Origin of the sequence: Geomonas ferrireducens, assembly GCF_004917065.1 — a bacterium.
Lineage (GTDB): Bacteria > Desulfobacterota > Desulfuromonadia > Geobacterales > Geobacteraceae > Geomonas > Geomonas ferrireducens.
The window spans coordinates 764021-778050 of sequence record NZ_SSYA01000001.1 but is presented as its reverse complement, the minus strand read 5'-3'; the positions used below and the strand labels follow the sequence as shown (position 1 = coordinate 778050).

Annotated in this window: 7 protein-coding genes and 1 riboswitch; of the genes, 3 read left to right on the top strand and 4 right to left on the bottom strand. The window is 63.5% G+C overall.

What is annotated here, in order from left to right:
* Positions 1-33: 33 nt before the first annotated feature.
* The 3 genes from recD to recC form a co-directional block, all read right to left on the bottom strand.
* Positions 34-1836 (bottom strand): exodeoxyribonuclease V subunit alpha, encoded by a 1803-nt coding sequence (gene recD, locus E8L22_RS03455; protein WP_136523852.1) that lies wholly within the window; start codon positions 1834-1836, stop codon positions 34-36.
* Positions 1837-2083: 247 nt separating this feature from the next.
* The gene (recB, locus tag E8L22_RS03450; protein ID WP_136523851.1) at positions 2084-5458 is read right to left on the bottom strand and encodes an exodeoxyribonuclease V subunit beta; all 3375 of its coding nucleotides are present in this window, start codon (positions 5456-5458) and stop codon (positions 2084-2086) included.
* Positions 5455-8676: an exodeoxyribonuclease V subunit gamma gene (gene recC / locus E8L22_RS03445; RefSeq protein WP_136523850.1), complete on the bottom strand. Its 3222-nt coding sequence runs from the start codon at positions 8674-8676 to the stop codon at positions 5455-5457. Before recC ends, recB begins: the two co-directional genes overlap by 4 nt.
* A 259-nt stretch (positions 8677-8935) precedes the next feature.
* Between recC and E8L22_RS03440 the strand changes: the two genes are divergently transcribed.
* From E8L22_RS03440 to E8L22_RS03430, 3 genes are all read left to right on the top strand, one after another.
* Complete coding sequence (locus E8L22_RS03440) at positions 8936-9967, top strand: polysaccharide deacetylase family protein (RefSeq protein WP_246044536.1); 1032 nt, start codon at positions 8936-8938, stop codon at positions 9965-9967.
* Positions 9964-11013 (top strand): endonuclease/exonuclease/phosphatase family protein, encoded by a 1050-nt coding sequence (locus tag E8L22_RS03435; RefSeq protein WP_246044535.1) that lies wholly within the window; start codon positions 9964-9966, stop codon positions 11011-11013. Before E8L22_RS03440 ends, E8L22_RS03435 begins: the two co-directional genes overlap by 4 nt.
* 365 nt (positions 11014-11378) lie before the next feature.
* On the top strand, positions 11379-12587 hold the full coding sequence (locus E8L22_RS03430) for an acetate kinase (RefSeq protein ID WP_136523849.1): 1209 nt from the start codon (positions 11379-11381) through the stop codon (positions 12585-12587).
* Between the two features lie 67 nt (positions 12588-12654).
* On the opposite strand, the gene metX is transcribed toward E8L22_RS03430, so the two are convergent.
* Entirely contained in the window at positions 12655-13758 is a 1104-nt protein-coding gene (gene metX, locus E8L22_RS03425; RefSeq protein WP_136523848.1) for a homoserine O-acetyltransferase MetX, read from the bottom strand.
* A 100-nt stretch (positions 13759-13858) separates the two neighbouring features.
* A riboswitch (SAM riboswitch) is annotated at positions 13859-13958 on the bottom strand.
* Between the last annotated feature and the right edge of the window lie 72 nt (positions 13959-14030).

Sequence of the window (14030 nt, the reverse complement as noted above, 5' to 3'; positions counted from 1 at the left end):
GGGCGAGGGAGGGCTTGTGAAGGCATGCGGAGGTCAGATGATTGGCCCCCAAAGGCGTTCGCGCAGGCCTGACCGTCGGACAACGCGACGCTCAACTGTGGAGAGGAACAGTTCTTCTGTGGATAGAATCTCGGCGGAGCTCTTCGCCCTGGTGATCGCGGTGTACAGCAGTTCCCGCGTCAAGACCGGCGTGTCGCGGTCGGGGAGGACGAGCAGGACGCGGTCGAACTCGGAGCCCTGGCTCTTGTGCACGGTCATGGCGAAGGCGCACTCGTACTCGGGGAGCCTGAGCGGCAGCACCTTGCGCATCCCCCCGGAGCCGGAGGGGAAGAAGGCGCGCAGCTCGCCGCCGGACTCGGCATCGGGAAGGATGAGTCCCACGTCGCCGTTGAAGAGTCCGAGGTTGTAGTCGTTTTTGCTGATCATGACGGGCTGCCCCGCGTACCAGCGCCCGTGCGGATGGATGAGCCCGGCTTGCGCCAGGCGCTGCCGTACGAGCTGGTTGACGGACTCGACTCCGTACGGCCCGCTGCGCATGGCGCACAGGATGCGGAACCGGCTGAACTTGGCGAACGCCTCTTCGGGGCTCTGCTCGTGCAGGTATTCCGCATACCCGTCGGTGATGCGCTTGGCGAGGGCGTCGGCCAAGCCACCGGCGGGGGGAAGTGATGCCAGCGAGACCTCGGGGAGGGCCGGATCGAGGCAGGCGGCAAGGGCCGCGGCGGCGTCTCCTGCGTTCACCAGCGCGCCGATCTTGCCGATACCGCCGGTGGACGAGAAACGGTAGCTTTTCTTAAGCAGCACCACGGCATCGCCCAGCGGTCCCAGCCCCGGCTGGACGGAGACGGCATCGCCCGCAACTTCGGCGGCGAGCGCTGCGAAGTCGGGGGAGAAGCCGTGCACGGCGCCGGTGTCGCACATGTCGCCCAGCACCGCACCGGCCTCGACGGAGGCGAGCTGGTCCCGGTCGCCCAGCAGGATCAGGCGGGTGTCCCGGCGCAGGGCGCAGAGGAGCTTCGCCATGAGCGGCAGGGAAACCATGGACGCCTCGTCCACGATGACGACGTCGTAGGGTAGCGGATTCTCACTGTTGTGGCGGAAGCCGCTCGATCCCTTCAGGTATCCGAGGAGCCGGTGCAGGGTGAAGACGTCCTCCGGGATGAGGCCGCGCACCTCCTGTCCCGCCTTGTCCAGACCGGCGGCGATGGATTCCTTCAGTCGCGCGGCTGCCTTACCGGTGGGGGCGGCGAGGGCGATGCGTAGGGCGCTCCCGGTGCCCATGGCTTCCGCCTGCTCCAAAAGGAGTGCCAGCACCTTAACCACGGTGGAGGTCTTACCGGTGCCCGGTCCGCCGGAGATGACGCAGAAGCGCCTGGTTACGGCTGCAAGGGCGGCGACCCGTTGCCAGTCCGTTCCTCCCGGCGTTGCGGGGAAGAGGCGGGCAAGGCCCTGCTTGAGACGCTCGCGGTCGAACTGGGCGGGCTCGCCGCGCTTGAGGATCGCCTCCGCGAGTTCGTTCTCGTAGCGCCAGTAGCGCTGCAGGTAGAGCCGGTCCGCTTGGTCCAGGATGAGCGGCTTGAATTCGCCGGGATCCCCGACCACCGGCGCGGCGGCAAGGCGCTCGCGCCAAGTCGCAACCGACTCGAGCCGGTACCCGGCGGCACGCCCTTCATCGAGCGCGCCGGCGAGATCCAGGCAGACGTCCCCGGCCGTCACGCCGCGGCTCAAAAGGGCCGCCGCCGCTTCCAGGTGGGGATCACGGCTTCCCGCCTGCCTACAGATGAAGGCGGCGAACTGCCGGTCTATGTCGTTTAATTGCGCTCCTTCAGGAGTCATGGGGCACCTGTAAATCAAAAAAGCATCAACACAGAGGACACCGAGGTCCACAGAGGTCATGGAGGAAAATCGACTTCAGGGGTAAAGCAAAACGTCCCCTCGCCCACCGGGAGAGGGCTAGGGTGAGGGCGCCGGAAGCGCCAATTACTCACTTCGTGGCAACGCCCTCACCCGCCCTTTGGGCACCCTCTCCCGGCGGGAGAGGGAACTATGTACAGATCCTTCCGGCTTTCCGGTCTTTGTTCTCTTAGAACAAATCCAAGCTCAACTGCTGATCCGCCGCTTTCTTGCTCTTTTTGTCCACTCTCCCTCGCCCACCGGGAGAGGGCTGGGGTGAGGGCTGCGCTTCCTCGTGCTGCACCGTCTCCGGCAACAGCACGGCGGCGAGTTCGGTAATGAACTCCTTCGGCGGTCGGTCGGCGAAGACGCCGTGTCCTGTACCGTCGACACCGCGCAGGAAGAGGTAGAAGATCCCACCGAAATGGCGGTCGTAGTCGTAATCCTGGACGCGCAGCCGCAGGTAGTTGTCGAGCGCCACGGTGTAGAGGAGGTACTGCAGCGGATAGAAGTTCTCCTCCATCTCGCGCCTGAGCGCAGCCGGGCCGTAGTCCGAAGGAGCGTTGCCCAGGTGGTTCGACTTCCAGTCCACGATGTAGTAGCGCCCGCCATGCTCGAAGATGAGGTCGATGAAACCGAGCAGCATCCCCCGGACCGGCGCGAAGGAGAGCCGGGAGAAAAGCTCGGCCATATCCACCGGGAAGACGGCCTCCGCCCCCCGTGCGGCCATGAATCGCTCCGCCGCTTCTTTAAGCCGCTCCGAGGTAAGTGCCGCGAGTGGGAAGAAGAACTCAAGCTCGGTGAGGCGCCGCTCCGGCCCTACCTCTGCCAGGGGGATTCCCTGTTCTCCAAGCGGGGCCGTAAGGACGTTCTCCACCATGTCGCACACGGCCTGTTTCCAGTCGGTGGAGAAACCGTGCTTGTCCAGCTCGTCCTCGACCAGCGGCGCGAGCCGCTCGGCGCTCCGCGTGAAGTCGAGCTCCTCGAAGATCTTGTGCAGGAAGATGCCCGCTTTCGCCCCCTTGGGGAAGGCGAAGATGCCGGTAGGCTCCACGTCGCGCGCCGGGTTTTCCTCGCCCAAGCTTTCCTCGTCGTGGTCGGGCAGCTCGGCGGTGTGGGACGCGTGGTGCCGGCTGCTGGAAAGGGAGGTGAAGCTCGCCACGCGCCAGTCGCGGGAGATGGCGCCGGTGAACACCAGCGGTGCCAGTTCGGGCGCCTTCTCCTCGCTCGCCCGGTATCCCTGCAGGTCGGCTGGCGGCATGGTCAGCACCTCGATGTTTCCGGGGGACGAGGTTGCGAGCTCTCCCAGACGCTCGAGGATGTCGTCGTCGCTGATCGCCACCTGCCCTTTGACCGCGCTATGCCCCGGATGCAGCAGGTAATGCAGGGAACTGTCGCCGGCGTCCTTGAAGGCGCCCCAGATGACGTAGGTGCGGTGCTTGCCTCGGGTTAGGGCGACGTAGAGCAGGCGCAGGCTCTCGGCGAGCGCTTCCTGTGCCGCCTTCGCCCGGCTTTGTTCCATCTCCGGCGAACCGATGTCGAGGACGACACGGCCGTTGCCGTCGTGAAAGAGGGCACCCTCGTCCTTGCTGCCCGGCTCGGCCCATGAGAACGGGAGAAAGACGATCGGGTACTCGAGCCCCTTGCTCTTGTGGATGGTGACGAGTTGTACCGCTTCCTCGTCAGTCTCCAGGCGTACCTCGTACTCTTCCTTCTTGGGATCTTCGGTGATGCGGCCGGAGAGCCAGGTTACGACCCCTTCCATTCCGAGGCGCTCCTTCACCTGGGCCTGGTGGATGGTCTCGACCGCGTGCAGCACGTTGGTGAGGCGCCGTTCCCCCATCGGCCCGGCGAGCAGCCGCTCGCGCACCTTGCGCCGCTCCATGAACTGCAGCGCCATCGCCATGCAGCTCCCGGCGTTCCAGGTGTCGTGGTAGTCCCGGAACTCTTCCAGGATCTCCTCCCACTTGTCCTCGTCATCGATGAGCTCTGCGAGCTCGGTGCCGGTGACTCCGACCAAGTCGGTCGCCAGCGCGCCGCGCAGAAGCGCCTCGTGTCCCGGCTGCGCCACGGCGCTCAAAAGCCTCAGCAGTTCGGTCGCCTCCTCGGATTCGAAGAGGTTTCCAGCGTTGCAAAGAACGCTCGGGATGCCCCTGCGGGTGAGCGCCTGCTGCATCAGTTTCGCTTGATGGTTCGCACGCACCAGGACGGCTATGTCACGCGGCCGGACCGGCCGCCGCTCCCAGTGCTCCTCTTCGCCATCCTTTTTCAGCTCGTCGACGGCGAGCTTCCCAGCGTTTGCGTCACGCAGGAGTCGTGCGATCTCGGAGGCCACCGTCTCCGGGAGGAGCTCCCATGCGTCTCCCTTGTTGATTGGTTTGCCCGGCTCGGTGCGGGGGGCGAACCAGAATTTGAGCGGGGCCTTGCGCTCGCCGTTCACCTTCAGGACGCTTTTTTCCTTGGGCGCCGCCTCGACCTTGTTGAAGCCGATTTTTTCGTGCAGAAAAGGGAGCTCGCGAGAGTCGAAGACCGCGTTCACCGCTTCGATGAGCGTCGCCTCGGAGCGGAAGTTCTGCAGCAGGGTGTGCCGCTTTTCCGTCGCCTCCGCCGCCCCCATGTAGGCGAAGATGTCGGCGCCGCGGAAGCTGTAGATGGCCTGTTTCGGGTCGCCGATCAGGAAGAAGGGGAGCTCGCAGTCCGCGGGATAGACGGCGTCAAAGATGGCGAACTGGACCGGGTCGGTGTCCTGGAATTCGTCGATCAGTGCGGCCTGGTAGCGCTCACGTATCAGCTTCGGGAGCGTGGAGCCGGTGCGGATCAGCGCGGCATGCAGGTCGGCTAAGAGGTCGTCGAAGGAACGGACGTTTTTCAGCCGCTTTCGCTTCGGGAGTTCGGCACGCAGGTAGTCGAAGAAGTTGCGCTTGAGCGCGAGGAGCCACTCCGGGATCTCCTCGGTGGCGGCCGGTGCGGCGGGGACTACGGCGGCGTACGGGTCGCCGCTGACCCGCTTCACGAGTTTCAGCAGCGACTCCGGGGTCACCTTCGCCTGGTCGGCGGCGGCGATCCGCGCCACCGGGGCGCCGTAACAGTTGATGCGCCAGTAGTCTTGGGCGATCTCGCTTAAGATCTTTCCCTGGTCGGTGACGAGTTCGGTGTCGCAAAGCGACCCGCTCTCGAAGGGGTTGTCCTGCAGCATCCTCTGGCAGAAACCGTGAATGGTGAAGATGGCGGCCTCGTCGAAGCTGCGCACCGCACTCGCCAGAAGCCTTCTTACCCGCGCGTGATCCGCGGTACGTTCCATGATCCCGGCGATGAGGAAGTCGTCGCTCGCCCCGGTCTGGAAGCCTTCTTCCGCGTCCTTTAACTTCTTCCTGATGCGTTCCTTCAGCTCCTTCGTCGCGGCCTCGGTGAATGTCACTACAAGGATGCGCGACACGTCGAGCTCTTTCTCGATGACCAGGCGCAGGTAGACCCCGGCGATGGTGAAGGTCTTGCCGGTGCCGGCACTCGCCTCGATCAAGTTGCGCCCGGCAAGCGGGGTATGTAGGAGGTCGAAACGTTTCATTTTTTCTTCACGCTCTTCATCGCCTGGTGCTCCAGGATCGGCTCCCAAACCGCGAGGGCGAGGGCCTGGAACTCGTCGTCCAGCGGCGCGACTTCGCCAAAGCACCGGCGGCAGTACGGGTCCTTTCCTTCCCCCTTCTTGTAGTCGCTACCGCGCCAGACTCCCGCGGCGGCGGAAAGCGCCTTTCCCGCCTGCTTCGGATCGCGGCTCTTCTTGACGTACTCGAGCGAGGTCTCCGGGAAGAACTTGAGCGGCGCCCGCATGCCGGTTCGGTAGAGCTCGAGAAGCCGGTTCAACTCAGCCTCGCAACCCTCAATGGCCGGGGTGCGGACGGTGCCGTTGGCGGCGACGAAGGTGCTCTCGAGGGGATACCCTTCGGCCTCGACGCAGTTAAGCACCAGGTGCTCGACCCACAGCCGGAGTCGGTCCTTCGCCTTCAGGTCGGTGTAGCGGTAGCGCACCATGGCGTCGCCGCGCAGCTCCTCGATGCGCCCCACGATGCGACCGGCGGGGAGGCTCAGATCTATGTCCAGCGGGGTGAGGGGCTCGCCTGCGCAAGCCTCGCGCACCTTTTCTGCGAACTCCGCCGCCGGTTCGCCGAGCTTCTGGTACAGCGCCGCACCGCACACCCCGGGGGGAAGGTCGCCGCGCGCGCACGCCACCGCGAAGGGGACCTCGAGTTCATCGCCGCGCAGCACGGCCGCGACGATCTCCTGTTCCAGCTGGTACTTTTCCAAAGAGCCGAGCGCGAACGGTTCCGTCTCTTCCAGCGGATCGTCCTTTTCCTCGATGCGGATGCCGAGCCTGCGCCGCAACAGCTCCTTTGCCGGGTTGCACAAAAAGTCGGTCAGCGCCTTGACTGTGACGGTCCCTTCCTCCTCCCATGGCTCCAGCGGACTTGCCAGGAAGGGGGCGGCGGGAGCGGGAGGGGAGAGCTTGGCGACGGCCCCGGCGCAGTTTTGCTGCGAATAGCTGAAGAAACCGTCGGCGCCGCTGAAGTACTTCGGGCTGAAGGGCTGCAGCGGGTGGTGCCGCACCTGTCCCGCCTTCTCCCCATCGGCGGTCACGAAGCAACGCCCGAGGTAATCGAGGAGTTCGCTCACCAGCACGCAAGGGGGAAGCTCGGCGTTGTCCTTGATGCTCTGCCCGACGTAGCTTATATGCAGCCGCTTGCGGGCGGAGAGGAGCGCCTCGAGGAACAGGTAGCGATCCTCGTCGCGCGGCGAGCGGTCGCCCGGTCGGCGCTCCCTGGTCATCAGGTCAAAGCCCTGGGCAGGGTTGCGGCGCGGGAACTGCCCCTCGTCCATTCCGATCAGGGCCACCACCGGGAAGGGGATGCTGCGCATTGGGAGCATGGCGCAGAAGGTAACGCCGCCGGTGAGAAAGCCGAGGCCGCGCTCGGAGCTCCCTAACTGCTCTCCAAGCCAGTAGCGCACCACCTCGATGCCGACCTCTTCCTCGAAACCGGCTTCGCTGCCGCACGTGCCTAGCTTCTTCACGATTTCGATCAGCGAAAGGAGTTCGCGCTCCCCGTCACGGTCCGGCAGGATGAAGTCGTCCAGGATCTGGCGCAGTACCGGGACCCACTGTGCCGGGGTCCGCAGTCGGGCGAGTCCCCTCGTTTCGGCGAACAGCCTGTCGCAGAAGTTCATGAAGCGCCCGAGCACCAGCGCCGCGCCCCCCTCCATGTTGTCGAAGGGTAGGATCTCGTTGTAGAATGAGCGGCCGTCGCCGCTCATGGCGTAGCCTAGGAGCAGTCGGTCGAGACCCGCGGCCCACGAGTTCTCGTGGAAGGGGGGGACTCCCTGTTCCGCCCGCTGCGCCGCGTCGATACCCCACCTGATGTTCGCTTCCCTCAGCCAGTCGCGCACCGTCTCCAGCTCGTCTGCCGAGAGGTTGAAGCGCCGCGCAACCGGCGGGGATTCGAGGATGTCGATCACGGTCGCGACGCCGTAGCGCCCACCGCTCAGGGCGAGGATGGAGAGCAGCGCCTGCGCCGCCTCCCCCTCGTTCTTGAGGCTTCGGTCCGCGATGGAATAGGGGATGCGCTCCGCACCGGGCTCGGGATTGCCGAATGCCGCGGAGATGTACGGGGCGTACGCCTCGATGTCCGGCGTCATCACCAGCACGTCGCGTGGGGAGAGGGACGGGTCGGCGTCGAACATGGCGAGCAGCGTGTCATGGAGGACCTCCACCTCGCGCATCGGCGAGTGGCAGGAGTGCACCTCGATGGAGCGGTCGTCCGGCGCCACCTGGCGTACCCCGGCGTCGGCTCCGCGCAGCTCGACGATGTCCGCCTGCACCTCGTGCAAAAGCGAGCCCTGCGGCAGGGGAGGGAAGCTGTCTTCCCGCTCGTGTTCACCGCAGCCGTCGATGATTGCTTCGAAGAAGTCCCGCCCGAGCTTCCCCCAGGAGGCGAGGAGTGGGTTCCCGGTCTCGTACCACTGCTCCTCTCCGTCCCCCTCTTTCTCCAGCCGGGCCAGTTCCCGCTCCGACACGATCTCCCCCCAGTACTGTCGACAGGGGTTCAAAAGGAACAGGTTCACCTCGGTGTGACGGGCGACGCGGGCCAGGATCTCGAGGTGGAAGGGGGGGAGCGACGGTATGCCGATTACGGAGATGCGGCGCTCTTCGGGGACGCTTCCGGCATCGAGCGCTTTTCTGAATTCTTCCAGCAGGCGGGCGCGGTGCTTCTCTTCAACGCCGTCGGTGAGCGCGCGCCAAAGCTGCGCCTGCCAGTGTTCTTCCTTCCCTTTTTCCCATGCCGGCAGGAATTCAGGGCGGTAGATGGTGTAGCGGTCGAAGGTGTCGGCGATGCGCCGGGCAAGCTGCATGCGCTTAAGCCCGTCGCGGTCGTCGGCAAGATACCCCGCGATCTCCTCGAATCCCGGCTTTCCCGCCGATTGCTGCAAAAGTCCCAGCACCCGCCACGTCATCACTTCCGGGGAGAAGAGGGAGGCTTCTTCGGGGCACCCCGGGAGCACCTTCGCGAAGAGCTGCTCCACGAACTTGTTGGGGAAGAGGAATTCGCCGTTTGCCCAGACCCCGATGCGGGCAGCGAGCTCCATGGAAAGCCAGCGCTGCATCCCCTTGCTCTGCACCACGATCAGCTCCTTCTCGAAAGGGGAAGAGTGGGCGCGACGCGGCGCGCGGACCACCTTTTCCAGGCGGTCCACCAGGCGCTCCATCTGATTGCTGGTGTAGATGTTCAGGGGCATGGTCTTTCTCGTATCGCGGTCCTGCGGGGAGCATCCCGGTCACGTATCTCGCATGGAGCGGTCGGGGGGGTGGCGGAATGCGCAAAGATATCACATCCTCCCGCGGCTGTCTCGACCAAAAGCTCGGCCTCGGGGCTTTCAGTCAGCACCGCGTGCGCTTGCATTGCGTGCGGCTTCGTATATATTTTGTCACTGTTTGTCTAATTAGATTTATCTTATGCCTTGCCATCTGCTCGGGTGACAGACAAAGGAGCGGTGCATGAAGCTGATCAGCGAAGAGACCATTGCGCGCGCCTACTACCGAGTCAAGCCGTTGATGTCGCGCCGGCTGCAGATCGTCCTGCGCAGGATCGTCGCCAAGTCCAAGCGCTACTTCTTCCGGTCGATATGGCCGATAGATCCCAAGGCCGGCACTACCCCGCCGGGGTTCGGCGGGTGGCCCGAGGGGAGGCGCTTCTCCGTCGTGCTGACCCATGATGTCGATACGGCGCGCGGCCTGACACGGTGCGAAAATCTCATGGCGCTTGAACAGGAACTCGGCTTTCGGTCCTCTTTCAACTTCGTTGCCCACGACTACGACCTTCCCGCTGCCCTGCGCCACAAGCTGGTTGCCGAAGGCTTCGAGGTCGGCGTGCATGGGTTAGAGCACAACCGTAAGTTGTACGACTCGCCGGAGGTCTTTGCGGAACATGCCGTGCAGATCAACCGATATCTGAAGGAATGGGGAGCCGTGGGGTTCCGTTCCCCATGTGTCTACCACAACTTCGACTGGCTTCACGGTCTGGATATCCTCTATGAGGCCTCCGCCTTCGACACGGACCCTTTTGAACCGCAGTCGGATGGCCTGAGAACGATCTTTCCTGTGCACCACACCAAGGTTCCCGGGCGGGAATACGTGGTGCTCCCCTACACCCTGCCGCAGGATTTCACCATGTTCATCCTGTTCCGCGAGAAGAACATTCGCATCTGGAAGGAGAAGCTCCGCTGGATCGCCGAGCACGGAGGCATGGCGCTGCTGATCACTCACCCCGATTACATGAACTTCGACGGCAATCCAGGATTCGAAGAGTATCCAAGCGATTTTTACCGCGAATTGCTGATGCACATCAAAACCGAATACGAGGGGCAGTACTGGCACCTGCTTCCCCATGAGATGGCCACTTTCTGGAACGAAAGCGCCGGTAAGACGTGCCCGGAAGCCGAAAACGGCACTTCCCCGGAAGCGAGGCTGGATGGAAACAGTAAAGATGCGAAGGATTGCTCCGGTGCTGCTTTGGGGGAATCCAGATGAAGCTGCACCTCCTTCTGGCCATAAACGCCACCTACATCATCCTCATTGCCGCTCTCACCCTTTTGAACCGGGTCGGCCCGGACCGTTTTTGGATGGCGGCGCTGAACTTCTACCTACCCCAGCTGATCTGGGCACTTCCCGGCCTTCTGCTCGCCCCGTTGACCTTTCGCTATGCGCGCCTGTGGGCCATGTTGCCGGTTGCTGGCATCCTGTGGGTGCTGGGGCCTGTCATGGGGTGGCACTGGTCATGGCAGCCTCGCAGCGCGGTGGCTTCCGGTCCGGTCCTCAGGGTGATGACCTGGAACATCAAGTACGGCAACTGCGACATGACGCCGCTCATCGCTGAACTTAGGCGCAGTCGCCCTGACATAATGCTTTTCCAGGATGCACCAAACATCGGCAGGGGCCCCCTAACCGATTACCTGTCGGGGTGGCAGGTGGTGAACCGCGGGCAGTACGTCGTCGCGAGCCGGTACCCCCTCTCCGCCGTCCAACTGCATGAGCTCCCCTATCAAGAGGAGAAGGGGGAATCCTTCCTGCGCTGCGTCGTTAGGGTTGGCTCCCGGAACATCTCTATCTACAACGTCCACTTCAAGACACCAAGGTGGAGCTTGAACGCCTTCCGCAAGGCAAGTTCGGGCGCCTGGTACATACCCCAGGCTGTCGATCTTTTCGAAGGGAACGTTCAGACGAGGATTCTGCAGGCAGAACGTGTCGCCGAGTTCCTGGGGCAGGAGCGGGGCGATTGCATCGTTGCCGGCGACTTCAACTCTCCGGACCAGTCGCTCGTCTGCGAGATCATCAGACGCGCCGGGTTTGTCGACGCCTTCACGCAAAGCGGCAGGGGGTACGGCTACACCTATGGTCACAACGTTTTACAATACAGGGTGCCGTCCATCCGCGCTTCATGGATGCGCATCGACCACATCATGACGACTTCCGGCTTGAAGGCCCAGCGTTGCTGGGTCGGCACCCGTCAGGCCTCCGACCACCGCCCTGTGACGGCGGAGTTCCTCCTCGCCAACCTGCGCCGGACGCTCCAGTAGTCACGTCATCGCTTCACTCAATATGCTCCGCTGTCATCGGCTTAAGCCATTTTCTCCCCGTGCTTTTGGAAGAACCTGATCCTTGCCCTGCAAGGGCGAATAACCACTCGCCCAGTGTCATTTTCCCATCGGAAAGAGCGCCGCGTAAGTTTGTAAGACATCGTTACTAATTGCACTTTCGCGCAGATAGTGCTACTTATGGACGTTCCGCCGTGCGATAGTCCGTGAAGACCCTGTGATGACCCCAACCGATCATACTCTCCACACGTATCGTAGGTGACGTTTCAGTACCCACCCTGAGATACGCAACAAAGCAGCGGGTCCCGCTCAATTTATCCAGCAGGCCCGGATCGGAGTTTGGCAGCATGCTAATTCTCACCCTGAACTGCCGAAGGTTCTCGGCACAGTACCAACTTTACGACTGGAACAGGCAGGCCCTTCTGGCGACCGGCAAGGTGGAGCGGATCGTGGTCGGGGACTCCTTCGTGACGCACAGGGTGCCGGGGCAGGACCCGAGGCACCTGGACGGCGAGTGCGCCGATCACAAGGATGCGCTGCAGTTGATCCTGAACACGCTTACCAACGACAGAGATGGCGTCATCTCCGATGTCGCCCAAATTACCGCAGTCGGCCACCGCGTGGTGCACGGCGGCGAACGCTTCACCAAATCGGTGCTCATCGACGAAAACGTCGTCGATGCCATCAAGGAGGTGGCGACCCTAGCGCCTCTGCACAACAACCCGAACCTGGCCGGTATTCGCGCGTCCCAGGCGCTCCTGCCGGGGGTCCCCCAGGTCGCCATCTTCGATACCGCCTTCCATCAGACCATGCCAGAGATGGCCTACATCTACCCGCTTCCCTACGAGTGGTACAAAAATCACGGCATCAGGCGCTACGGCTTCCACGGGCAGTCCCATTCGCACGCGGCGCGGAGGGGTGCGGAGTTGATCGGCAAGCCGCTCGAGGAATGCAACATGATCACCGTGCACACCGGCAACGGCGTCTCGCTTTGTGCCCTGCGCAACGGTGCGTCCGTCGACACCAGCATGGGGCTTACCCCGCTGGAGGGTGTCATGATGGGGACCCGCTGCGGCGACATCGACGCCGGGATCATCCCGTTCATGGTGAACGAGGCGGGGGTCTCGGCGACCGAGCTCGACCTGTTCCTGAACCAGAAGAGCGGCCTCGCCGGCATCGTAGGGCGTCGCGTGAGCCGCCGGACCGTCGTGGACGAGGCGGTGGTCGGCGACGCCCGTTGCCAGCTTGCCCTCGATATGGAGACCTACCGTCTGCGCAAGTACCTGGGGGCCTACATCGCCGTCACCGGCAAGCCGGATGCCATCGTCTTCACCTACGGTGAGGATTGGGAGGACTGGCCGGTGCGCGGCATGGCGCTGAGCGGGATGGAGCACTTCGACATCAAGGTCGACCTGAAAAAGGACGAGGAAGCGCTCAAGGGCGAGCGGGAGATGCTGATCAGCGCGGAGGACTCGGGTGTCAAGGTGTTCGCGATACCGAGCGGCGAGGATATGGTGCTCAACGAGGACGTAGCCGCCATCATGGGCTGGCAGTAGCGTCACAAAGGAAAAGAAACGACAAAGGGCGGATGACCATGCAGGTCTCCGCCCTTTTTGCTGCCTCCTACGGCTTGATCCCTTGGAGGAACTGCCGCACCATCGGCGTGAAAGTCTGGTGTTCGAGGAGGAATGCGTCGTGGCCGTAGGCCGAGGTGATCAGGTGGTACTCCGTCTTTTTACCCAGCTTATTCAGCGTGTCGACCATCTCTTCGGTCTGCGCGGGAGGGTAGAGCCAGTCGGAGGTGAAGGCGAAGAACTGCATCGGCGCCGAGACCGGCGCGAAGGCCTCCTCCATCGACTCGCAACCGGCGGCGACGTCGTACAGGTCGAGCGCCTTGGCGAGGTAGAGGAAGGAGTTGGCGTCGAAGCGGTCCACGAAGTTGTAGCCGTTGTAGTTGAGGTAACGCTCCACCTCGAACTGTCCGAAGAAGTCGAACTGGCCGTCGCGGGCCGAGAAGCGGCGCCCGAACTTGGCGGTCATCGACTCGTCGGAGAGGAAGGTGATGTGACCGATGCCGCGGGCGAGCGCCAAGCCGTCCTTGGGATTCTTGCGGTACTCCCCCTTCTTCCAGGTCGGGTCGTTGAAGATGGCCCAGCGTGCCACGGCGTTCAGCGAGATGGCCTGTGCCGACGGCCTCGGCGTTGTGGCGAGCACCACCGCGGAGGCGATCCGGTCCGGATACTGGGTCGCCCACTCGAGCGCCTGCATCCCTCCCATGCTCCCGCCTAACACGCAGAAGAGCTTCTTGATCCCGAGCCGGTCGATGAGCAGGGTCTGCGCCTTCACCATGTCGCGGACGGTGATCACCGGGAAGGCGAGGTTGTAGCGCTTGCCGGTCTTCGGGTTGATCGAGGTGGGACCTGTGGAGCCGAAGCAGGATCCAAGCACGTTGGAACAGATGACGAAGTAGCGGTCGGTGTCGAGCAGGCATCCGGGTCCCACGATGTCGTCCCACCACCCCCCTCGCTTCTCGTCCTCGCTGTAGCGCCCGGCGAGGTGCGCGCTCCCGGTCCAGGCGTGGGTGACCAGGATGGCGTTGGAGCGGTCCTCGTTGAGGGTGCCGTAGGTTTCGTACGCGATATCGATCGGCCCGAGGATGCGGCCGCTTTCCAGGCGCAGTTCGGTGTCGAAGGTGGTGATTTGTTCTGTCACGATGCCGTAGGACATGTCTCTCTCGTACTTTCGGGTGCCGGCAAACGGCACGAAAAAAGCCCCGTCTCGATGTGAGAAGGGGCTTTTCGGGTGTGACAATAGCTCAAAAGCGCCTTTCTCATCTTCGCCTTTCGGCAGGATTTAGCACCTGTCGCCCGATTGGGCCGGTTGCTGTGGCTTCGCAGGGCCTTTCCCTCCACCACTCTAGATAAGCAGGTCTTTCTATTCAATTTTGGGGTGCAGGATAAGGGAGCCGCCGCTATTTGTCAACGGCAAACTGAGCTCCA